Origin of the sequence: Gordonia sp. SMJS1 (assembly GCF_029866425.1) — a bacterium.
GTDB classification, from domain to species: Bacteria; Actinomycetota; Actinomycetes; order Mycobacteriales; family Mycobacteriaceae; genus Gordonia; species Gordonia hongkongensis.
The window spans coordinates 883,935-905,323 of sequence record NZ_CP123381.1 but is presented as its reverse complement, the minus strand read 5'-3'; the positions used below and the strand labels follow the sequence as shown (position 1 = coordinate 905,323).

General features: G+C 68.1%; 19 protein-coding genes and 1 pseudogene. 9 read left to right on the top strand and 11 right to left on the bottom strand.

From position 1 onward, the window contains the following. Positions 1-26: 26 nt before the first annotated feature. Positions 27-398 carry a CD225/dispanin family protein gene (locus tag QAD21_RS04225; RefSeq protein ID WP_058252586.1) on the bottom strand — a complete coding sequence of 124 codons (372 nt, stop codon included), beginning with the start codon at positions 396-398 and terminating at the stop codon, positions 27-29. Positions 399-544: 146 nt separating this feature from the next. Next, complete coding sequence (gene purL / locus QAD21_RS04220; protein WP_171011706.1) at positions 545-2,839, bottom strand: phosphoribosylformylglycinamidine synthase subunit PurL; 2,295 nt, start codon at positions 2,837-2,839, stop codon at positions 545-547. Between the two features lie 200 nt (positions 2,840-3,039). Between purL and eccA the strand changes: the two genes are divergently transcribed. The 3 genes from eccA to QAD21_RS04205 all read left to right on the top strand — a co-directional run bounded on the left by eccA (position 3,040) and on the right by QAD21_RS04205 (position 5,868). Then, positions 3,040-4,821, top strand: a complete 1,782-nt coding sequence (gene eccA / locus QAD21_RS04215) for a type VII secretion AAA-ATPase EccA (protein ID WP_068972221.1) — start codon at positions 3,040-3,042, stop codon at positions 4,819-4,821. A 64-nt stretch (positions 4,822-4,885) separates the two neighbouring features. Further along, positions 4,886-5,314: a hypothetical protein gene (locus QAD21_RS04210; RefSeq protein ID WP_068972222.1), complete on the top strand. Its 429-nt coding sequence runs from the start codon at positions 4,886-4,888 to the stop codon at positions 5,312-5,314. Between the two features lie 14 nt (positions 5,315-5,328). Further along, positions 5,329-5,868, top strand: a complete 540-nt coding sequence (locus QAD21_RS04205) for a hypothetical protein (protein WP_068972223.1) — start codon at positions 5,329-5,331, stop codon at positions 5,866-5,868. Positions 5,869-5,880: 12 nt separating this feature from the next. Here QAD21_RS04205 and QAD21_RS04200 read toward each other — a convergent pair. From QAD21_RS04200 to cysD, 3 genes and pseudogenes are all read right to left on the bottom strand, one after another. Then, positions 5,881-6,659, bottom strand: a pseudogene (locus tag QAD21_RS04200) (3'(2'),5'-bisphosphate nucleotidase CysQ). 71 nt (positions 6,660-6,730) lie between these two features. Next, the gene (gene cysC / locus QAD21_RS04195; RefSeq protein WP_068972225.1) at positions 6,731-8,593 is read right to left on the bottom strand and encodes an adenylyl-sulfate kinase; all 1,863 of its coding nucleotides are present in this window, start codon (positions 8,591-8,593) and stop codon (positions 6,731-6,733) included. After that, entirely contained in the window at positions 8,593-9,555 is a 963-nt protein-coding gene (gene cysD, locus QAD21_RS04190; protein WP_171011707.1) for a sulfate adenylyltransferase subunit CysD, read from the bottom strand. Before cysD ends, cysC begins: the two co-directional genes overlap by 1 nt. A 62-nt stretch (positions 9,556-9,617) precedes the next feature. Here cysD and QAD21_RS04185 point away from each other — a divergent pair, with 62 nt between their 5' ends. The 6 genes from QAD21_RS04185 (at position 9,618) to QAD21_RS04160 (ending at position 15,965) form a co-directional block, all read left to right on the top strand. After that, positions 9,618-10,547: a helix-turn-helix domain-containing protein gene (locus QAD21_RS04185; RefSeq protein WP_068972226.1), complete on the top strand. Its 930-nt coding sequence runs from the start codon at positions 9,618-9,620 to the stop codon at positions 10,545-10,547. Between the two features lie 121 nt (positions 10,548-10,668). After that, positions 10,669-11,142, top strand: a complete 474-nt coding sequence (locus tag QAD21_RS04180; protein ID WP_058252577.1) for a hypothetical protein — start codon at positions 10,669-10,671, stop codon at positions 11,140-11,142. A 658-nt stretch (positions 11,143-11,800) separates the two neighbouring features. Next, positions 11,801-12,715 (top strand): enoyl-CoA hydratase, encoded by a 915-nt coding sequence (locus QAD21_RS04175; protein WP_068969861.1) that lies wholly within the window; start codon positions 11,801-11,803, stop codon positions 12,713-12,715. A 6-nt stretch (positions 12,716-12,721) separates the two neighbouring features. Continuing rightward, entirely contained in the window at positions 12,722-13,888 is a 1,167-nt protein-coding gene (locus tag QAD21_RS04170) for an acyl-CoA dehydrogenase family protein (protein WP_058251161.1), read from the top strand. 5 nt (positions 13,889-13,893) lie between these two features. After that, on the top strand, positions 13,894-14,862 hold the full coding sequence (locus QAD21_RS04165) for an acyl-CoA dehydrogenase family protein (protein ID WP_068969868.1): 969 nt from the start codon (positions 13,894-13,896) through the stop codon (positions 14,860-14,862). Beyond that, a complete protein-coding gene (locus tag QAD21_RS04160) occupies positions 14,859-15,965 on the top strand; it encodes an acyl-CoA dehydrogenase family protein (RefSeq protein ID WP_068969862.1) in 1,107 nt (368 codons plus the stop codon). The genes QAD21_RS04165 and QAD21_RS04160 overlap by 4 nt, the downstream gene beginning before the upstream one ends. A gap of 7 nt (positions 15,966-15,972) precedes the next feature. On the opposite strand, the gene QAD21_RS04155 is transcribed toward QAD21_RS04160, so the two are convergent. Genes QAD21_RS04155 through hsaC form a run of 6 tightly spaced genes read right to left on the bottom strand, consistent with a single transcriptional unit; the run spans position 15,973 to position 21,332 of the window. Continuing rightward, positions 15,973-16,602 carry a TMEM175 family protein gene (locus QAD21_RS04155; RefSeq protein ID WP_068969863.1) on the bottom strand — a complete coding sequence of 210 codons (630 nt, stop codon included), beginning with the start codon at positions 16,600-16,602 and terminating at the stop codon, positions 15,973-15,975. A 38-nt stretch (positions 16,603-16,640) separates the two neighbouring features. Then, the gene (locus QAD21_RS04150; protein ID WP_068969864.1) at positions 16,641-17,783 is read right to left on the bottom strand and encodes a sulfotransferase; all 1,143 of its coding nucleotides are present in this window, start codon (positions 17,781-17,783) and stop codon (positions 16,641-16,643) included. Further along, complete coding sequence (locus QAD21_RS04145; protein WP_068969865.1) at positions 17,776-18,567, bottom strand: SDR family oxidoreductase; 792 nt, start codon at positions 18,565-18,567, stop codon at positions 17,776-17,778. Before QAD21_RS04145 ends, QAD21_RS04150 begins: the two co-directional genes overlap by 8 nt. Continuing rightward, positions 18,564-19,808 carry a hypothetical protein gene (locus QAD21_RS04140; protein ID WP_068969866.1) on the bottom strand — a complete coding sequence of 415 codons (1,245 nt, stop codon included), beginning with the start codon at positions 19,806-19,808 and terminating at the stop codon, positions 18,564-18,566. Before QAD21_RS04140 ends, QAD21_RS04145 begins: the two co-directional genes overlap by 4 nt. Beyond that, on the bottom strand, positions 19,805-20,404 hold the full coding sequence (gene hsaB, locus QAD21_RS04135; protein ID WP_068969869.1) for a 3-hydroxy-9,10-secoandrosta-1,3,5(10)-triene-9,17-dione monooxygenase reductase subunit: 600 nt from the start codon (positions 20,402-20,404) through the stop codon (positions 19,805-19,807). Before hsaB ends, QAD21_RS04140 begins: the two co-directional genes overlap by 4 nt. Positions 20,405-20,420: 16 nt before the next feature. Then, entirely contained in the window at positions 20,421-21,332 is a 912-nt protein-coding gene (hsaC, locus tag QAD21_RS04130; protein WP_068969867.1) for an iron-dependent extradiol dioxygenase HsaC, read from the bottom strand. Positions 21,333-21,389 lie beyond the last annotated feature (57 nt).

Sequence of the window (21,389 nt, the reverse complement as noted above, 5' to 3'; positions counted from 1 at the left end):
GTCCGAGGACGGCCCTCTCGAAACGCTCAGTACGTGGACGTGGACGCGGAGGCGCCGAGGAGGATGACGAAGAGGACGACATAGACGATGATGATCAGGACCCAGATGATGACCGACGAGATCGCACTCCACATCGCCCACTTCTTCGCCTCGTCGGCCGCCTTCTGCGCACCGGCGTAGTCGCCGGCGGCCCACAGCTTGCTGACCGAGGTCGACTTCACGATCGACACGATCCCGAGCGGCAGACAGCAGAGCACCGTGGACAGGATCGCCCACACGAGGTTGTTGTCGGGTTCCGGGCCGGCCGGATTGCCGCCCGGGAACCCGCCGTACGGCTGCTGTCCGTAGCCACCCGCGCCGTAGTTCGGCGGCTGGTTCGGATCATTGGGGTAGCTCATCTGCGCCCTTTCGACTCGGTCAGAGAACTCCAGGAGCGTAACCGTTCGTCACCGGGCGCGACATGCCTGGAAACGATATTGATTCCATTGACATACAACGGAATCCTCGCAGGCCGGACCGTTGCGTGATGCAACTACGGCGTGTCCTAGACCGTGTCGCCGAACAACTTCGGGAGGGTGCCCTCGTGCGCCTCACGGAGTTCGGCGAGGGGCACCGAGAAGTAGTCCTGGACCTCGACGGCGTCGCTGCCCTGGTCGACCACACCGATGCGTGTCCACGGCATCGAACGCGCGTCGAGCATGGCGGTGAACCGCGATTCCTCGGTGCGCGGGACCGCGACGAGCACGCGCCCGGCCGACTCGGAGAACAGCCAGACGAACGGGTCGGCGTCCTCGGGCAGCAGGACGCGGCAGCCGGTCTCGCCGGCCAGGGCCGCCTCGACGACGGTCTGGATGAGGCCGCCCTCGCTGAGATCGTGTGCCGCGGAGATCAATCCGTCGCGCGACGATGCGGACAGGATATCGGCGAGCAGACGTTCGCGTTCGAGGTCGACCTGCGGCGGGACGCCACCGAGGTGGTCGTGACTGACCTGGGCCCAGATCGAGCCGTCGAATTCGTCGCGGGTCTCACCGAGCAGGATGAGTGTCTCACCGGGTTCGGTTCCGATGCCGGTCGGGATGCGGCGGTGCACATCGTCGATGACGCCGAGGACGCCCACGACCGGGGTCGGCAGGATGGCCGTCGCGCCCGTCTGGTTGTAGAAGCTCACGTTGCCGCCGGTGACCGGGATGCCGAGCTGGGCGCAGCCGTCGGCGAGTCCCCGGACCGCCTGCTGGAACTGCCACATCACCGCCGGGTCCTCCGGGGAACCGAAGTTGAGGCAGTTGGTCACGGCCTTCGGCGTCGCCCCGGACACCGCGACGTTGCGGTAGGCCTCGGCGAGCGCGAGCTGCGCGCCGCGGTAGGGATTGAGGAACGTGTAGCGGCCCGACGCGTCGGTCGCCAGTGCGATGCCGCGCCCGGACTCCTCGTCGATGCGGATCATCCCCGAGTCGGCGTGCTCGGCCAGGACGGTGTTGCCGCGCACGTAGCGGTCGTATTGGTCGGTGATGAACTTGCGGCTGCACAGCGCGGGCGAGGCGAGCATGGCCAGCAGCGTCTCGCGCAGCTGGTCGGGTGTGCTCGGGCGCTGCAGCGGTTCGGTCGTCGACGCGATGACCGTGTCCTGCCAGTCGGGACGGGCGACCGGACGCTCGTAGACCGGACCGTCGTGGGCGACGGTGCGCGGCGGCACGTCGACGACGGTCTCGCCGTGCCAGGTGATGACCAGCTGATCGCCGTCGGTGACCTCGCCGATGACGGTCGCGAGCACATCCCACTTGCGGCAGACCTCGAGGAATTTCTCGACGTTGTCCGGGGTCACGACGGCACACATGCGTTCCTGCGACTCGCTGGAGAGCACCTCCGCCGGGGTCATGCCCTCGGCGCGCATCGGCACCTTCTCCAGGTCGATGTGCATGCCGCCGTCACCGGCTGCGGCGAGTTCGCTCGTGGCACAGGACAATCCGGCACCGCCGAGATCCTGGATGCCCACGACGAGTCCGGCGTGGTAGAGCTCGAGGCAGCACTCGATGAGCACCTTCTCGGTGAACGGGTCGCCGACCTGGACACTGGGCAGCTTCTTGCGATTCGGACCCGAGCCCTCGGAATCGTCGAAGGTCTCCGATGCCAGGACCGAGACACCGCCGATGCCGTCGAGACCGGTGCGCGCACCGAACAGGATGATCTTGTTGCCCGCGCCCGAGGCGAAGGCCAGGTGCAGGTCCTCGGTGCGCAGCACGCCCGCGCACAGCGCGTTGACGAGCGGGTTGCCCGCGTAGCTGGCGTCGAAGACGGTCTCACCGCCGACATTGGGTAGGCCGAGGGAGTTGCCGTAGCCACCCACGCCGCGCACCACACCGTCGACGACGCGCCGGGTGTCCGGGGCGTCGGCCGGGCCAAAGCGCAGCTGATCCATGACCGCGATCGGGCGTGCGCCCATGGCCATGATGTCGCGCACGATGCCACCGACTCCGGTGGCGGCGCCCTGGTACGGCTCGACATAGCTCGGATGGTTGTGCGATTCGACCTTGAAGGTCACCGCCCACCCGTCACCGATGTCGACGACGCCGGCGTTCTCGCCGATGCCGGCCAGCATGCTTGCGCGCATCTCGTCGGTGGTGGTCTCACCGAAGTAGCGCAGGTGCACTTTCGACGACTTGTAGCTGCAGTGCTCGGACCACATGACCGAGTACATGGCGAGCTCCGCGTCGGTGGGCCGGCGACCCAGGATCTCGCGGATGCGCGCGTACTCGTCGTCCTTGAGACCGAGTTCGCGGAAGGGTTGCGGATGGTCCGGGGTCTGGGCAGCGGCTGAGACGGTATCCACCTGGGCACTCACCCGGACAAGTCTAGGCGTGCGCGGGCGGTTGCGGCCGCCGGGGCGCCTCGGGTGCGCGCCCTGGGAGATCTGCGACGGATGTCACGCCGGTCTAGCGATACTCTGTCTCCGGCGACCGCCCCCCGGGGTGTGTCGTCGTGGTACCCGGGGAGAACGGTTCGGGGTCGGTGTGCGCCGATGGGACGACACAGGGGGAAACGATGGCCGATGTCCGCAAGGCGAGGGCACTCTTCGAACTCGGCGTCCTGTCCCTGAACATCCCGGTCGAAGGTCAGGAACCGGTCGACAATCCCGCTCAGGCCGCCAAGGCCTTCACCCGTGCGACCGAATGGGACCCGGCCCTGGGCGACGCCTGGATCGGCCGGCTGGCCTGCGGCGACAGCAGCAACGAGGTCCTCCTGGGCCTCTATCGTGCCCGCGGGTCGATCGGCGCGGAGCAGCGCCGGCTCGGGCTCCCGCCCGGCACGATCGCGGGGCGCTGGTACACCGGGATGCTGATCGACTTCCCGGCGTCGAATGCCGTCGAGGCGACCGCGGCCTACGCGGCCAGTCTGGTCCGCGGCGCGGACTTCGCCGGTGCGGAAGAGGTCCTCGACGAGGTACCCCCGGCGCACCGCGTGCCGATCGTGGATTTCGTCCGCGCGTTCCTGCACTTCGCCACCCAGCGCTGGCCCGACGTCCTGACCTCGCTGACCAGGTCCGACCGGTGGAACGACCCGTACATGCAGGCCGTCGCCGACTTCATGGCCGGGACGTCGTGCGTGCATCTCGGCATGTACGGCGAGGGCATGCGGCGCCTGCAGAACGCGGTCGACGGCCCGATCCCGTCCTGTTCGACGCAGGCGATCTTCGTCTACGGCCTCGCGCTGCGCGAGCAGGGCCACGAGGAGAAGGCGAAGTCGATGTTCGAGCAGGCCTACGCCCGTGACCCGTCGCTGACCGGCGCGGCCGACGCCATCCGGTCGCCCTCCTACCGGATGCCCCCCACGACGCCCGAGCAGATCGCCGAGCGCACCGACCGGTGGGACCCGAAGTCGGTGCCCGATCGCGCCGAGACCCTGGTGTCGACCTCCGGGGACCCCGCTGAACAGAATTCGCTGGTGACCGAGGCGCAACGGGAGCTGGCCGAACAGATCGGGCTCGAGTCGGTCAAGCAGCAGGTGGCCAAACTGCAGTCCACCGCGACCCTGGCGAAGGTCCGCGCCGACCGCGGGCTGTCGACGTCGGCCCGCAGCCTGCACCTGGCTTTCACCGGACCGCCCGGCACCGGCAAGACGACCGTGGCCCGCATCGTCGCCAAGATCTACTGCGGCCTCGGCTTCATCAAATCCGACAAGGTCGTCGAGGCCACGCGCCGCGACATGGTCGGTGAACACCTCGGCAGCACCGCCATCAAGACCGCGGCGCTCATCGACTCCGCGATGGACGGCGTCCTGTTCATCGACGAGGCGTACACGCTCATCCAGCAGGGGCTGTCCGGCGGCGACGCGTTCGGTCGCGAAGCCGTCGACACCCTGTTGGCCCGGATGGAGGACGACCGTGACCGGCTGGTCGTGATCATCGCCGGTTACGACGCCGAGATCGATCGGTTCCTCGCCTCCAACGACGGACTGGCGTCGCGCTTCGCGCGCCGGGTGCGGTTCGACTCCTACACTCCCGACGAGCTCGCCCGCATCGCCGATTTCATTGCGCGCAAACGCGATTCGTCGTTGACCCGGGAGGCGATGCTCGAGATCGAGCAGGCGTGCGCTCCGCTGTACCACGACGTCCGCGAGCATCAGGGCACCGCGCGGCGCGCCACCGATCTCGCCGGCAACGGCCGTTTCATCCGCAACATCATCGAGGCGGCCGAGGAGGAGCGCGAGTTCCGGCTCAGCACCGCAGGCGACTTCGACTCACTCAGCCAGGACGACCTGATGCGCATCGAGACCACGGATGTCCGGGCCGCCATCTCGGGCGTGCTCTCCGGCCTCATGCGCTGACCGCACCCCATCCCATCCCGCACCACCGGGTCACCACCCGGTCCGCTTCCCGAGGAGTTCCGTGATGTCTGTTCCCGCCCGCCGATCCCGCCCCGCCGAGCTGGCCGCGGGCCTGTCGATGGCCGCGATGATGATGCTGGCGATCGGTGCGTGTTCGTCCGACGACGCCGCGCCCGCGCCTTCACCCGACAGAGCGGTCCCGACCACGAGCGCCACCGAGACGAGCAGCCCCGCCACATCTGCGGACAGCAGCCGGGCCAGTGCGTCACCGTCGCGCGGCTCCGAGTCCGGTTCCGATACCGGGTCCGGCTCCGCGTCGACCATGACGTGCACGGAGTTCCGCGAACTCGACGACGCCCGGCGGGCGGCGGTCCTGACCGATCTGGACGTGACCGACAATGTCCAGCAGGTGGCCACCGTGGCGGCGACGGTCTGCCTGACGCGGCCCGACGACACCATCGCCGCTGTCGTCGCCGAACTCCTCCCGCGCTGATAGTTTCACCAGCTATGAGCAACAGTCCGTGGTCCCTACTGCACGGGCCGCTGTTCAGTCGGGACAGCCCGCTCGAACGCAAGCACGCCGCGCCGCGCATCAGTGCCTACATCTACGGCAACATCCTGATCCTGGCCGTGCTCATCCCGTTGCACGTCGAGGACGACTTCGTCGGTATCGCGATCCTCGCGGGCACCGCCGCGTCGACCTTCATCGCGCACGTCTTCGCCGAGGGCGTCGCCCGGCGCGTGTCGGACGGCAAGGTCGAGCCGACGCGATCAGAGGTACTCGGCCATCTCCGCGACTCGGTGCCGATCCTGACCTCGGCGCTCCTACCTTGCGCGATCCTGTTGCTCGGTCTGATCGGCTGGATCGAGCCCCGCACCGCCCAGCTCGTCGCGGAGATCGTGATCCTTCTGCGCATCGGCGGCACGGTCTTCGTCATCGACCGTCTCAACAACGAACGACCGAGTCGGGCAACGCTGTTCAGCTCCGGAGCGGTCACGCTGGTGGCGACCGTGATCGTCGCGATCAAGGTCGTGGTCACGCACTGAGGCGCTCGGACGTCAGCCGCCGGCACCCTCGGTGGTGACCGTGAGGATCGCCTCGGTGAACTCGGGCCGGCAGATGACGAGGTCGGGCAGGTAGGTGTCCTCGTTGTTGTAGACGAGGGGCGAACCGTCGATCCGCCCGCACCACAGGCCCTTCGCCTTCGCGACGGCGACGGGTGCGGCCGAATCCCACTCGTATTGGCCGCCGGCGTGGACATAGGCGTCGGCCTCGCCGCGCACCACCGCCATCGCCTTGGCACCGGCGGACCCCATGGGCAGCACCTCGCCGGCCATCGCCGCGGCCACCTCGTCGGCGAAGGCCGGTGGGCGCGAACTGCTCACGACGACGCGCGGGACCCGGTCCGGGGCCGGGAGGCCAGGCCTTCCACGGGCTCGACGGCGGAACCGTCGTCGAGGTAGGTCACCCCGAGGGCCGGCAAGGCGACCGCACCGGCGATCAGCCCGTCGTCGGCCGACCACAGCGCGACGTGCACGGCCCAGTCGCTGCGGCCGCCGCCGGGTTCGTAGGTGCCGTACTCACGCGTGCCGTCGACCGGGTCGATGATCCACACGCGCGACGCCGACAGCCGCGACTTGTCGTCGGCCGACTCCTCGGACAGCACCGCATCGTCCGGCCGCTCCTGTGCGAGACGCCCGAGGATGAACTCGTCGGACCGGCGGTCGCCCTCCTGACCGAGCTCTTTGCCCGTCAATCCGCTGGAGCGTCGGATGTCGAGCAGGAGTTCACCTGCGGCGGTGGCCAGTTCACCGGCCAGGGCACGATCGTCGGTCACGGGGTTTCCTCTCGGTCGGGATACCGGTGGCAGGACGCGGCGCTTCGCGCCGGACGGCTATGAGGCTGCGCTCACAGACCCAGGTTACGCAGCACCAGGTCGGCGACCTCGGAAGGCGGGCCGTCGTCGGGGGTGATGTGCAGATCCGGGTCGGACGGACGCTCGTAGGGCGAGTCGATGCCGGTGAACTGACTGATCTCCCCCCGCCGCGCGCGGTCGTACAGCCCCTTCGGGTCGCGTCGTTCGCATTCGGCGAGCGGGGTGTCGACGAAGATCTCGTAGAACGGCAGCCCGCGCTCGGCGTGGATCTCCCGGGCCCGCTGCCGTTCCTCGGCGAACGGGCTGATGAGCGAGACGATCGCCACCGAACCCGAATCGGCGAACAGCGCCGCCACCTCGCTGGTCCGGCGGATGTTCTCCCGGCGGTCGTCGTCGGAGAAGCCCAGATCCGAGTTCAGGCCGTGCCGCAGGTTGTCCCCGTCCATCAGGTACGCCGGACGCCCCTCGGCGACGAAGCGCCGCTCGAGTTCGACCGCCAGCGACGACTTCCCGGAGCCGGACAGACCGGTCAGCCAGATCGTCGCGCCGCGGTGCGCACGGTGCTCACGCCCGACCTTCGTCGCCTGCCAGACGACATGACTGTCGTGACTCACCGGCGCCGTGATCATCCCCGCAGCGACCGTCCGATTCGTGGCCTCGTCGATCAGGATGAAGCTGCCCGTGTCGCGGTTGCGCCGGTACGAGTCGAAGGTCACCGGCTCCTGGGTGTGCAGGGTGACGCGTCCGATCTCGTTGAGCGACAATCCCTCCGCGTCCTCGTCGCGGTGCAGCGAGTTGACGTCGAGGCGATAGTTGAGCCCGTTGACCTGCGCGCGGGTCAACCGGGTTCCGCAGAGCAGCTGATAACGGTTGCCCGGTCGCAGTTCGGCGTCGTCGGCGAACCAGCACACCATCGCGTCCAGGTCGCGTCCCACGTACGGCCGGTTGTTGGGGCGGGCCAGCATGTCGCCGCGCACGATGTCGATCTCGTCGGCGAGTTCGACGGACACTGCCATCGACGCGAAGGCCTCGTCGACCGGCTGGCCGCCGGGCGCCCAGATCTCGGTGATGGTCGTGCTGAAACCGCTGGGCAGGACGACGATCTCGTCGCCCTTGGCGAGTACACCGCCGGCAACGGTGCCCGCGTAGGCGCGGTGGTCGGCGCCGTCGCTGCGCTGCGGCCGGATCACGTACTGGACGGGCAGACGGGTGTCGATCAGGTTGCGGTCGGAGGCGATGTAGACGTGCTCGAGGTGATTCAGCAGCGGACGCCCCTCGTACCACGGCATGGCCACGGACTGTTCGACGACGTTGTCGCCCCGCAGCGCCGACACCGGGATGAAGGTCAGGTCGACGACGTTGAGCTTGGTCGCGAAATCGACGAAGTCCGCGCAGATCTCGTCGAATCGCTCCTGCGACCAGTCGACGAGGTCCATCTTGTTCACGCAGACCGTCAGATGCGGGATGCCGAGCAACGACGACAGGAAGGCGTGCCGCCGCGTCTGCTCCAGCACGCCCTTGCGGGCGTCGACGAGGATCATCGCGAGATCGGCGGTGGAGGCGCCGGTCACCATGTTGCGCGTGTACTGCACGTGCCCCGGGGTGTCGGCGATGATGAATTTCCTTCTGGGCGTGGCGAAGTACCGGTAGGCGACGTCGATCGTGATGCCCTGCTCGCGTTCGGCGCGCAAGCCGTCCGTGAGCAACGCGAGGTTCGCGTACTCGTCCCCGCGCTCGGCGCTGGTGCGCTCGATCGACTCGAGCTGATCGGTGAAGATCGCCTTCGAGTCGTAGAGGAGCCGACCGATGAGTGTCGACTTGCCGTCGTCCACCGAGCCCGCGGTCGCCAGACGCAGCAACTCGGTCGCGCCGCCGGCGGCGATGAGGTCGCCCATCAGAAGTAGCCTTCCTTCTTGCGGTCTTCCATCCCCGACTCGGAGATCCGGTCGTCGGCGCGCGTGGCGCCCCGCTCGGTCAGCCTCGTCACCTCGATCTCTTCGATCACCTTCATCACGTCGTCGGCGCCCGACAGCACGCAACCGGTGCACGTGGCGTCACCGACGGTGCGGAACCGGACCGTCTCGGTCCGCACCTCCTCACCCGGGAGCTCCTGCAGGAAGCGGGTTTTCGCGAGCAGCATGCCGTCGCGCGGGATGACCTCGCGCTGGTGCGCGTAGTAGATCTCGGGTAGATCGATGTCCTCCGCCGCGATGTACTGCCAGATGTCGAGTTCGGTCCAGTTCGACAACGGGAAGACCCGGATGTGCTCGCCCTTGGCGTGCCGTCCGTTGTACAGCCGCCACAGTTCGGGCCGCTGCTCGCGGGGGTTCCATGCGCCGAACTCGTCTCGGAAGCTGAACACGCGCTCCTTCGCGCGCGCCTTCTCCTCGTCGCGCCGGGCGCCGCCGAAGACCGCGTCGAATCGGTTCTCGGTGATGCCGCGCAACAGCGCGGCTGTCTGCAGCCGGTTGCGGCTGGCCCCCGGCCCGGTCTGTTCGACGACCCGTCCCGCATCGATGTCGTCCTGCACGGAACTGACGAGCAGGCGAACCCCGGTCTCGGCGACCACGCGATCGCGGTACTCGATCACTTCGTCGAAGTTGTGCCCGGTGTCGACGTGCATGAGCGGGAACGGGATCGGCGCCGGCCAGAAGGCCTTGCGGGCCAGATGGAACATCACCACCGAGTCCTTACCGCCGGAGAACAGCAGCACCGGACGCTCGAAGGTCGCGGCGACCTCGCGGAAGATGTGCACCGATTCGGCCTCGAGCGCCGCGAGATGCGAGAGCTCATAACCGTGATGACGACGACGCCGGTCCTCGGTGTCGTCGGGACGACGTCCGTCGTCGGCGTCGATGGTGATGGCCACCGGAGCAACCCCCTTGACATGTCGAATATTCGACACTATGTGTTGACAATGTGACACAAACCGTAGGTGACTTCTCCGACGCACGTCAACCGGCACGTGCGGCGTCGCCACCGACCGCCCGGGTCGTCCGCATCGTCGAACTCCTCGCCGACGCCGAACAACCGGCGCTGACGCTGGCCGAGATCGTGCGTCAGACCTCGATGTCGCGCGCCACCGCGCACGCCGTAGTCTCCGAACTCGTCGACTGCGGATGGCTGATCCGGGACCCGTCGGCCGGCACCTTCGGCGTCGGACCGGCCTTCGTCGGCCTCGTCCGGAACGCCGACGGCGCGGACCACCTCGTACGGTGGGCGGCGTCGGCGGCGCGCGACCTGTGCGAACGGTTCGACGTCCCCTGTTTCGTCGCCCGACGGACCTCGGCCGACGCGGTGACCCTGGCGTCGCACGCCTTTCCGCCCCACCTGGCACCGGAAACCGCGCAGCATCCCTGGTTGCGCAACGGCAGCCGCATCCGGCTCCGCCCGCCGATCTGTCGGGAGTTCATCGCCTTCGACCCGGACGACGCCCGGTCGAACTGGATCGGCCAGGCCGCCGAGTCCACCCGCACCCGGCTGGGCATGGTGCTCGACGTCGTCGCCGAACGCGGCTACTCGATCGAGCGGATGACCGACGACCACGTGGCGATGATCGAGGCCCTCAGCTCCCTCGACACCATGTCGGACACCCTGCGCGCGCGGGTCGGCGACCTGCTCACCGAGCTGTCCGTCATCGATTACTTGCCCGAGGAGATCGACGCCTGCGCGGCCGACGGCACGGGGGTACCCGTGGTCACCATCGGTGCCCCCGTCTTCGACTCCGCCCGTCGGGTGGTCGCGGCGATCGTCGTCTGCCCGAACACCACCCTCGACGTCGACGAAGTGCGCCGACTCGGCGAGGCCACGCGTGCCGCCGCCGACGAGATCTCGAGTCATCTCAGCTGAGGGGCGGGTCGACCGAACGAATGAACACTGCGCCCGGAAATACCCACGAAACGGACCTCCTGCGGAAAACTGACCGGTGATCACGACACGTCACCGTCGCCACCAGCAAGGGAGTCGAGATATGCCCAGCACCAAGACGATCACCCGGTTGGCCGCCGCCGCCATCGCTCTGACCTCGGCTGCCGGGCTCGGCGTCGCGGCCACCGGCGACGCGAACGCGGTGTCCCGCGAGTATCCGCTGTCGACCTGCGTGGGCCTGAGCCCGAACGTCGTCGACGTCCCGTTCCTGGCGCGACGCACGATCGTGAGCACGTATGCCGGCAACGCCTACATCGCTGCCGACTTCACCAGCTACTTTCCCGGCGGCTACCAGTCCTCGGCCCGCCTGGACTGGCACAACCTGGCCACCGGCAAGCGCGGCTCGAAGGTCAGCAACGTCCGCGTGAACCCGCCGTACCAGGGCGTCCACTACTTCGTGATCCCCGTCAACCAGATCGGCAAGGGCCGGGTGAACGTGACCTTCAGCGCGGTCAACCGGAACGCGCTCTGGAGCGTGCCGTCCACGAGCTGCAGCGGGAGCATCGTCATCCCCTGAGCGGGGCTCCCGCCACCGCCCCCCGACAGACCGCTGAGGTGCGAGGAACAAGGGGAGACCCAACCGCCCCCTAATCCGAAAGAAGCGACCCCATTGCTCCCTGAGGTGTGAGGAGCGATAGCGACGAGCCACGAAGGGCCTGGTGAGACAGGTTGCGGAGCCCTTCGTGGCTCGCTTCGCTCGCACCTCAGGGAGCAGAGATGTGGACGCTTAAGAGTGTTCTTTCGTAGTCCACGCAAGACCTGCAACGCTGCCGGCCCGACACAACGGCGCCACTTCGACGGAACTTGCGCTGCCCCGACATGTGACCGGCAGACAACGCTCGAGAGCGTTCTGTTCATGCTCCCTGAGGTGCGAGTGAAGCGAGCCACGAAGGGCCATGTTCGATGCTCGCCCGCCCTTCGTGGCTCGTCGCTTGCGCTCCTCACACCTCAGGGAGCAGGGGTTATGGTGTTCTTTAGGGCTAAACAGCAGAGGAAACATCGAATGGTGATCGTCGCCAACATGTTTCGCGAGTTCGCCGAGATGATGCCGACGACAGCCGCCTCCTCGACGGCCGGATCCAGGAGCTCACCTATCGCCCCACACCGCACTTCTGACCCCGGCGATCACCCACACCGACTACCAACCAAGCACTTGCTAGGTTAGTCTCGGGGGCATGAGTGACGCCGTCATCCCACCTCCGCTCGGACCCGACGATCTGGGCCCGGATACCTCACCGGTCGCCTACGAGACCGGCGGCCCCGACGGCGCGGTGGCCTATGTGACGCTGAACCGCCCGGAGTACCGCAACGCGCAGAACTCGGTGATGACCTATTCGCTCGACGCCGCGTTCCGCAAGGCCGTCGACGACGCCTCGGTGAAGGTGATCGTGCTGCAGGCGAACGGCAAGCACTTCTCGGCCGGACACGACATCGGCACCCCCGAACGCGACTTCGACACCTACTACGAGAACGCGGCCGTCCTGCACTGGGACCACACCGACAAGACCGGTGCCGACCAGCGTCTCGCCCGCGAGATGGAGGTGTACATGGGGATGTGCCGCCGCTGGCGCGACATCCCCAAACCCCTCATCGCCCAGGTCCATGGCGCGTGCATCGCCGGCGGTCTCATGCTCGCCTGGATCTGCGACTTCATCGTCGCCTCCGACGACGCGTTCTTCTCGGACCCGGTCGCCCGCATGGGCATCCCCGGCGTCGAGTACTTCGCCCACGCCTTCGCGCTCGGCCCGCGCCGGGCGAAGGAGATCCTCTTCACCGGTGAACGTTTCACGGCGACGCAGGCGGCCGACTGGGGCATGGTCAACCACGTCGTTCCCCGGGACGCCCTCGAGACCAAGGTGAACGAGATCGCCGAGAAGGCGGTCGCCATGCCGATGCAGGGGCTCTTCCTGAGCAAGAAGGCCGTCAACATCTGCGAAGACCAGATGGGCCTGCGCAACTCGATGGACTCGGTGTTCGGCTGGCACCACTTCGCGCACGCGGCCAACTCCGAGGCGGGTGGCGACTCGCTCGGCGGGATGGACGCGAAGTCGATGAAGGCGTCGGCGTCGACCGGCACTCGGGATCGGTGAGCTGACATGGACCTGCTGTTCGACGACGCCGCCGACGACTTCCGCGCCGAGGTCCGCACCTGGCTGGCCGATCATGTTCCGCGCGAACCGCTTCCGTCGATGGACACCGCCGAGGGATTCGAGGCGCACCGCGAGTGGGAGCGAACGATGGCCGCCGACCGGATGTCGGTCGTCAGCTGGCCGGAGGAATACGGCGGCCGCGATGCCCCGCTGCTGCACTGGGTCATCTTCGAGGAGGAGTACTACCGTTCGGGTGCTCCCGGACGCGTGAGCCAGAACGGCATCTTCCTGCTCGCACCCACCCTGTTCGAGCACGCGAGTCCTGCTCAGCTGGAACGCATCCTGCCGCGGATGGCCAACGCCGACGACATCTGGGGTCAGGCGTGGAGCGAACCCGAGGCCGGCAGCGACCTCGCCTCGCTGCGGTCGACCGCCGTTCGCACCGACGGCGGCTGGCTGCTCAACGGTCAGAAGACCTGGAGTTCGCGGTCGAGTTTCGCCGACCGCGCCTTCGGCCTGTTCCGCACCGACAAACAGGCACAGCGCCACAAGGGTCTCACCTACTTCATGTTCGACCTGCGCAGCGAGGGCGTGACCGTCCGGCCGATCGCACAGCTCGACGGCGAGGCCGGGTTCGCAGAGCTGTTCTTGGAGAACGTCTTCGTCCCCGACGATCCGTCGAATCCGGGCGAGTCGGGTGTCATCGGCGAGGTGGACAACGGGTGGCGGGTCGCGATGAGCACCGCCGCCAACGAACGCGGGCTGTCGCTGCGCGCACCCGGCCGGTTCCTGGCCACCACCGACCGCCTCGTCGAACTGTGGCGGTCGAACCGGGACGACGTCCCGTCGACGGCGAACACCGATGCGCGCGTGGCGGATGCGTGGATCGGGTCGCGAGCCTACGAGCTGTCCACGTATCAGACGGTTAGTCGTCTTGCGGCCGGTGGTTCGCTCGGCATGGAGTCGTCGATCAACAAGGTGTTCTGGTCGCAGTGGGACATCGCCGCTCACGAGACCGCCCTCGACCTGCAGGGCCCGGCCGCCGAGCTCGACGACCGGTGGACCGATGGCTACCTCTTCTCGTTGTCCGGGCCGATCTACGCGGGTACCAACGAGATCCAGCGCAATGTCATCGCCGAGCGCCTGCTCGGCCTTCCCCGTGGAGATCGGTGATCATCATGGACTTCCGACTCTCCGACATCCACACCGACCTCGCCTCGACGGTGGACGCCATGCTGGGCAAGGCCGACATGCCGACCGCCACGCGCGCCTGGGCGGCCGGTGACCGCGCGGCTGTCGCCAAGGTCTACTCACAGCTGGCCGACGCGGGCATCAGCGGACTCCTGATCGACGAGTCACACGGCGGCAGCAGCGCCGGGGCCGTCGAGATGGTCGTCGCCGTCGAGCAACTCGGACGCCACTGTGCCCCGGGCCCGATCGTCGAGAGCGTCGCCGTGCTGCCGATCCTGCTGCACGACGCCGACGTGTCGGGCCCGCTCAGCGACCTCGCCGAGGGGCGGCTGGCGACCTGCGCGATCGGACCGCTCCAGCCGTTGGCCGCCGACACCGCCTCCGCCGATGTCTACCTCGTCGAGGACGGAGTGCTCTCGCGGGCCACCGTGCAGAGCACCGAGCCCTCGGTCGACAGCACCCGGACGTTGTCGCGGGTCACCGCCGGCGACGTCCTGGCCACCGGGGTCGATGCGTCCGACGCCGCGGACGCGGGCGCACTGGCCACGGCTGCTCAGCTGCTCGGCCTGGGTCAGGCGATGCTGTCCATCGCCTCGGAATACGCGCAGTCGCGCAAGCAGTTCGGCCGACCGATCGGGTCGTTCCAGGCCGTCAAACATCATCTCGCCGACGTGGCGATCGCCATCGAGATGGCCCGCCCCCTCGTTCACGCGGCCGCCCTCGGCGTCGACGGCCAGGTGCCGGAGGGCACCGACGTCTCGCGCGACATCTCGGCGGCGAAGGTCGCGGCCGCCGAGGCCGGCGACCTGTCGGCCCGCCGCTCGCTGCAGGTGATGGGGGCGATCGGGTACACCGCCGAGCACGACATCTCGCTGTACATCACCAAGACCCGGGCGCTGCTCAACGCCTGGGGCTCCCCCGCCGTGCACCGCCAACGGATCCTGGAGACGCTGTGACCGTCAGTACCGGCATCGAAAGCCCGGCCATCGGCGCGGAGGAACGGGAGGCACTCGTCGAGGCGGTGCGGGATCTCCTGCGTCGCCGGGGCGATTCGACCACGGTCCGCGCGGCCATGTGCGCTCCCGGGCGCATCGACTCGACCCTGTGGCAGACGCTGTGCACCGAGATCGGGGTCGCCGCGCTTGCTGTCCCCGAGCGATTCGGCGGTGCCGGGGCGTCATGGATGGAGTCGGCCGCGGTGCTCGAAGAACTGGGCGCCGCACTGAGTCCCGTCCCCGCGCTCGGCTCCGCACTCGCCACCGGCACGATCCTGCTCGCGGGTGACGACGACGCGTCGTCGCGACTTCTGCCCGCCCTGGCCGCCGGCGAGCGGACCGCGGCGGTGTGCTGGGCCGGTGAACGCGGCTGGCAGACCCCCGGTGTGCGTGCCGACGCCGGACTCCTCACCGGGACAGCCCACTTCGTCGTCGACGGCGAGTCGGCCGACGTGCTCCTCGTGCTCGCGGCCGGCCCCGGGACACACCTGACCCTGCACGAGGTGGCCGCCGATGCGGACGGCGTCTCGGTGTCGCCGATGCCCGTCCTCGACCCGACCCGGGCGCTGTCCTCGGTGCGCTTCGACGAGGTGGCGTCCGCGGCGATCCCCGCGCCGGACGATCTCGCGTCCCGGCTCCGTGCGCTCGCCTGGGCCCTGCTGTCCGCCGAGCAGGTCGGGGGCGCGCAGCGAGCGCTCGACCTCACGGTCGATTACACCAAGTCCCGCAAGCAGTTCGGGCGCACCATCGGCTCGTTCCAGGCCCTCAAGCATCGGATGGCCGACATGTACGTGCTGGTCGAGACGGCGCGGTCGATCTCCCGCGCCGCCGTGGCCGCCCTCGCCGCCGACGACCCGGATGCCGCCGATCTGGCGCTGGCCGCCCACGTGTACTGCTCCGATGCCTATCGTCGTGTCGCGGGCGAGGCCATCCAGCTGCACGGCGGCATCGGCATCACCTGGGAGCACGACATCCAGCTCTATTTCAAACGCGCACAGGCCACGTCGCAGATGTTCGGTGCCCCGCACACCGCGGTGACCGAAGCGGCCCGCGCACTGCGCTGACCCGACCTCAGTGCCGCCGCGGCCGCCACCGGGCGAGCAGCCGCTCGACCGGATCGGTCAGCAGCAGTAGGAACAGCGGCAGATTTCCGCTGCGCGGGAACACGATCGCGACGCCCAGTGCGACCGCGAGGATGATGAACGTGGCGACTCCGCTCGACGAGGCAACCCATCGGTCGGTGGCGTCGTCGTCGGCGAGCAGTTCCCGGTGCCGACGGCCCCATTCGGCGATCCCGATGAGCGAGCCGACCGAGACGGCCAGCACACCGATGTAGAGGATGTTGGCCTGTTCGATGTGGGCGCCGTCGATGAGGGCCGTCGCGAAGGGCAGCGCCACGATCGTGAGCAACCAGATGAAGTGGAGGTTGATCAGCGTGCGGTCGTAGGCGCGGAAGTACTCCATCGTCTGATGGTGCTGGCGCCACAAAATCCAGATGACGCCGAAACTGATGATGAAGCTGACCAGTTCGATCGAGTTGTCGGACACCACGTCCGCGACCGACGAATCCTCGCGCAGGTCGTTCGCGATGTCGACGAGCGGGAGCACCAGCAGGGTCAGCGCGATCGCGACCACCGCGTCGGCGAATGCGATGAGCCGGCTCAGTCCCTCTGCCGACTGTCGGTTCTCCGGTTCTGCCATGCGAAGCACTGTAGAACGACCGACGGGCGGCCTGTGGGTCAGACGGCGAAGGCCGCCTCGACCGTTGCCTCGTCGAGTCCGTAATCGGCGAGCTGGTACCGGTGCTTCGGTTTGCGCGCACCCGACCGGCTCTCCTCGTCGAGCGCGGTCACCGCCGCACGCGCGTCCTCCGACATCGGGGTGTCCAGCGCCGCGTACACCCGCTCGACGGTGCCCATCGGGTCGTTGCGCAGATCGGTGAAGTCGATGTCGAGGAACTGGGCCGGGTCGTACCGCTTCCGTGCGGTGGAGAACTCACGGAGTCCGCGCGACCACAGCTCGAGCTGGTCCTGGCCCACCTGCTCGCCGGTGAACGTCGTCGACCATCCCGGGGTGGCGTGTTCGGCCAAGCTGCACATCGACGCGATGAGAGTGCTGGGCGGCCGGTGCGTCTGGATCACCAGGGCATCCGGGTACGCCGCCATGAGCGCGTCGAGCGCGAACAGATGGCTGGGGTTCTTGAGCACCCACCGCTTGCCGGGATCGTTGAGCCCGATCAGCTGCAGGTTCTTGCGGTGTCGGAGATACGCCGGCGTCCAGTCCTGTTGGGCGAGCCACCTCGAGTAGGTCGGGATGTGCGCGAGCGATTCGTACGAGATCGACATGACGCTCTGGCGGAGCAGCTGCCAGCACTCCTCGACCTCGCCGGCGTCCATGTAGTGCAACCCCATGAACTCGGGATTCTCGACGTGATGTTGCTCGAACCCGGCCTGGATCTGCTGGTAGACGGGGTTGTCGGACCAGGTCTCGCGCGGCGGCCGGGGCTGCGGAAACTCGGCGAGCCACATCTCGACGCCCTGGTGCGCCGGATCGGCGGCCAGGAGTCGGTGCAGCGCAGTCGTTCCCGTGCGCGGCAGGCCGGTCACGAAGATCGGCCGCGTCACCTCGACGTCGGCGTACCCCGGGTTCGCCTTCCACGACGCCTCGCTGAGCAACCGGGCGACCAACGCACCCTTGAGGAAGAAGCGGAACATCTTGCTACCGATCTCGGTCAGCCCCGCCTCGGAGCGGTAGGAGTCGAGCAGGATGCCCAGCGGCTCCAGGTACTCGGTGTCCCCGAAGTCGTCGAGGCCGGTGGCGCGAGTGGCCGAGGAATGCAGGTCTTCGATCGTGCCGACGTCGGTGCGTGCCGCACTAGTCATGGTATTCACCGCAATTCACGTCCAGGGTGTGCCCGGTGATGGCGCGCGCCATCGGCGAGGCGAGGAACACGACGGCGTCGGCGATCTCGTCCGGCTCCGGCAATCGCTTGAGGTCGGACTTCGACGCCGTCTGCTCGTAGACGTCGTCGGGTGAGATCCCGTATTTCTTGGCGACCTCGCCGAAGTACCACTTCAGCTGGTCGTCCCAGATGTAACCCGGTGCGACCGAGTTGATGCGAATCCCCTTGTCGCCGAGTTCGGAGGCCAGCGACTGCGACATCGCCAGCAGCGCCGACTTCGCGATCTTGTAACTGCCGTAACGGGGTTCGGAGTGCCGGATGACCATGGAGTTGATGTTCACGATCGAGCCGTCGGACTCGCCCAGCGCGTCGGTGAACGCGCGGATCACCCGCAACGTGCCCAGCACGGTGACGTCGATGCTGCTCGCGATCTGATCGAAGTCGGTGCGGGACAACGGCTTCATCGACGGGAGGGCGAAGGCGTTGTTGACCAGTACATCGGCCCGGCCGAACTCGGCGACGGTGGTGGCCACCAGGTTCTCGACGGCGGCGTCGTCGGTGATGTCGGCCGGCACGACGAGACTGGTCCCGCCGGCGGCGTCGATCTCGGCGGCGACCTCCTTCAGCCTTGATTCCGTACGGGCGGCGAGGACGACCCGTGCGCCCGCCGCGGCCGCACGCAGGCAGATCGACCGCCCGAGTCCCGGACCGACACCCGAGACCACGACGACCCTGTCAGCGAGCAGACCCCCCTGTGCGCTCATCCCAGCATCCTCTCGGCGAACCCGCGCTGACGTGCCGTGATCCGCTCCGCCCAGCCGTCGGCGTCGATCCTGTTGTGCTCGAGGTGCGGCAGATGGCCGGCGACTTCGTCGAGCGCGACGACCTGTGCGGTCGGGCCCAGGTCCGGGCCGATCGGCGAATCACTGCGTTGCCACCGAAACTGCAGGATGCCCGTCGACCGGCCGGTCGTCTCGATCCAGTTCGCGACGCCCGGGTCGCGGTGGGACACCACCATGCGGATCATGCCGTCCGGATCCACCTGCGCCTGAGCGGAGTTCAGGCTGGTCTGGTGGTTGACGTAGTCCAGCGAGATGTACCACATGCTGCCGAGCTGGAATCCCTGGTACGGGGCGTCGGACCGCGGAATGGTGATCACCATCGCCTCGTCGGGCCCCAACCGGAAGTGTCCGACGGAGGAGAACTGCGTGCTGAGGCCGCCCGGGGTCTGCCGCGGTTCGGTGAACGTGTTGACCGGTTCGTCGAGGTAGAACCACTTCGGGAAATTGAACCAGGTGTTGATGCGAGCCGTCAGCATCTTGCCGGCCGTCGCGTACCGGCGGGACACCCGGGCCAGGTCCGGCTCCGGCGGCGCGGTCCCGATGGTGTCGACCCGTTCGATGGTGATCGACCCCTTGCGTTCGGACCAGTCGGAGTAGACCTCGCGCACCGCGAGCATCGACGCGCCCTCGCCGAGCGGGAAGTAGTCGTCCGGCGCATCCGGGATGGGTGGGCCGAAGGTCAGCTCGAACGACCCGTCGTCGGCGATCGTCAGCCGCCGGTCGTCGAACGCATCCTCGCCGCCCGGTACCGACGAGGCCGTGTAGTCGCCGCGCAGGACCTGGAAGCTGAGATCGGTTGTGGTACCCCGCCGCCCGCGTACCCGGTAGGTGCCGGTGGGTTCGACGTCGGCGTGATAGTAGAGCGTGTCCGGGTTGTCCAGGCCCATCTTCGTCGACGGCCCGGTGGACGTCACGAAGTTCGGGTGGGAGATGGACCGGGCGCGCACCAGTTGGACGATGGCGGCGATACTCCCCGCGAGGTAGTCGTAGCCTTCGGCGAGATCTTGGTCGGTCTCGGCGAAATCGGCCGATGCGACCAGCTTCTCGGCCTCCGCGATCGCGTCGAGGAGGGGCTGCGTGACCAGCGGTGCGCCACTCGTTGTTTCGGTTGACGATGTCTCGGTCGTCGCTGTCTCGGTGCTCGTCGCGTCGTCGACGGTCATAGCCAGGTGTCCCCGCCCGTCCATGTGAGGAAGTTTTCCAACTCTGCCTGTGCGGGCGTGACCCGCGGGTGTTCGGTCGACAGGTAGCCGCCACGGTAGAACAGCAACGGCTTGTCCTGCAGCACTTCTCCGAGAGTCAGTGCGCGGCCGATGACGATGTGATGGTCGCCGCCGTCGGTGACGGTCTCCACGTCGCACTCGACCCAGGTCAGGCTGTGCCGGATGACGGGGAGGCCGGCCGGCGACGGGTCCCAGGTGACGTTCGCGAACTTGTCGTCGCCGGGGGCGCCGAAGGCGGCGCTGACGTCCTGCTGGCGGTTCGACAGGACGTTCACACAGAACTTGCCCGTCTTCTCGATGACCTTCCAGCTCCGGGAGGTCTTCATCGGACAGAAGAGGACCAGCGGCGGATCGAGCGACAACGCGGCGAACGACTGGCACGCGAACCCGACCGGCTTGCCCGCGTCGTCCAGGGTCGTGATGACGGTGACCCCGGTACAGAACTGGCCCATCGCCGTTCGGAACTGACGGGAGTCGAAATCGGCAGACCCGTAGGGCGAACGTGTGGACTGCCGGGTCGCGGCGCCGGAGGGCATCTCGGACAAGGGCATCTCAGCCCTTGAACCCGACGCTGAAGTCATGCCCCCACAGACTCACTGCCGTGCTCTCCCGGGCGATCCACTCGTCGTCCTTCACCGTGCGCCCCTCACAACCGAATTCGATGTCGAAGCCGCCCGGCGTCTTCATGTAGAAGGACAGCATGAGGTCGTTGACGTGTCGGCCGAGCGTCGCCGACATCGGCACCTTCTTGCGCAGCGCGCGGTCGAGGCACAGGCCGACGTCGTCGGCGTTCTCCACCTCCACCATCAGGTGGACGATGCCGGTGCTGTTCGGGATCGGCAGGAACGCCAGCGAATGGTGTCGGGGGTTGCACCCGAGGAAGCGCAACCACGGCACCTCGTCGCCCTCTTCGCGGCCGACCACCTGCGGCGGCAGGCGCATCGAGTCCCGGAGCTTGAATCCGAGTACGTCCCGGTAGAATTCGAGCGCTGCCTTGTCGTCGGAGCAGGTGAGGACCACGTGGCCCAGACCCTGCTCCTCGGTGACGAAGCGGTGCCCGTACGGGCTGACGACGCGCCGGTGCTCCAGCGCGGCACCGTGGAAGACCTCCAGGGTGTTGTCCGCCGGGTCGTCGAAGACGATCATCTCGGCGACCCGACGGTCGGCGACCTCCTCGTCCTTGCCCTCACGGAAGACCACACCCGCACGCGACAGCCGATCCCGGACATCCTGCAACTCAGCGGCGTTCGCGACCTCCCAGCCCGCGCAGGCGAGCCGGTCGTGCTCGGACGGCACGATGACCAGACGGGCCGGGAAATCGTCCATCCGGAGATACAGGGCACCGTCGGTGAGACCGAAGCCCTCGATCATGCCGAGGACCTTGAGGCCGTAGGTGCGCCACGCCTCGATGTCGGTGGCCTCGATCCTCATGTACCCCAACGAGCGAATCGGACTGTCACTCATCTCGATCAATCCTGTCTTGTCCCTGCTCCCTGAGGAGCGAGCTTGCGAGCCACTTCC

Coding starts and splice junctions, on each gene's coding strand:
- QAD21_RS04155 (WP_068969863.1), bottom strand. CDS start 16,602: ATGGCAGAACCGGAGAACCGACAGTCGGCAGAGGGACTGAGCCGGCTC.
- eccA (WP_068972221.1), top strand. CDS start 3,040: ATGGCCGATGTCCGCAAGGCGAGGGCACTCTTCGAACTCGGCGTCCTG.
- QAD21_RS04140 (WP_068969866.1), bottom strand. CDS start 19,808: ATGACCGTCGACGACGCGACGAGCACCGAGACAGCGACGACCGAGACA.
- hsaB (WP_068969869.1), bottom strand. CDS start 20,404: ATGCCCTCCGGCGCCGCGACCCGGCAGTCCACACGTTCGCCCTACGGG.
- QAD21_RS04210 (WP_068972222.1), top strand. CDS start 4,886: ATGTCTGTTCCCGCCCGCCGATCCCGCCCCGCCGAGCTGGCCGCGGGC.
- QAD21_RS04205 (WP_068972223.1), top strand. CDS start 5,329: ATGAGCAACAGTCCGTGGTCCCTACTGCACGGGCCGCTGTTCAGTCGG.
- QAD21_RS04165 (WP_068969868.1), top strand. CDS start 13,894: ATGGACTTCCGACTCTCCGACATCCACACCGACCTCGCCTCGACGGTG.
- QAD21_RS04180 (WP_058252577.1), top strand. CDS start 10,669: ATGCCCAGCACCAAGACGATCACCCGGTTGGCCGCCGCCGCCATCGCT.
- QAD21_RS04150 (WP_068969864.1), bottom strand. CDS start 17,783: ATGACTAGTGCGGCACGCACCGACGTCGGCACGATCGAAGACCTGCAT.
- QAD21_RS04175 (WP_068969861.1), top strand. CDS start 11,801: ATGAGTGACGCCGTCATCCCACCTCCGCTCGGACCCGACGATCTGGGC.
- QAD21_RS04145 (WP_068969865.1), bottom strand. CDS start 18,567: ATGAGCGCACAGGGGGGTCTGCTCGCTGACAGGGTCGTCGTGGTCTCG.
- hsaC (WP_068969867.1), bottom strand. CDS start 21,332: ATGAGTGACAGTCCGATTCGCTCGTTGGGGTACATGAGGATCGAGGCC.
- QAD21_RS04170 (WP_058251161.1), top strand. CDS start 12,722: ATGGACCTGCTGTTCGACGACGCCGCCGACGACTTCCGCGCCGAGGTC.
- QAD21_RS04225 (WP_058252586.1), bottom strand. CDS start 398: ATGAGCTACCCCAATGATCCGAACCAGCCGCCGAACTACGGCGCGGGT.
- cysC (WP_068972225.1), bottom strand. CDS start 8,593: ATGGGCGACCTCATCGCCGCCGGCGGCGCGACCGAGTTGCTGCGTCTG.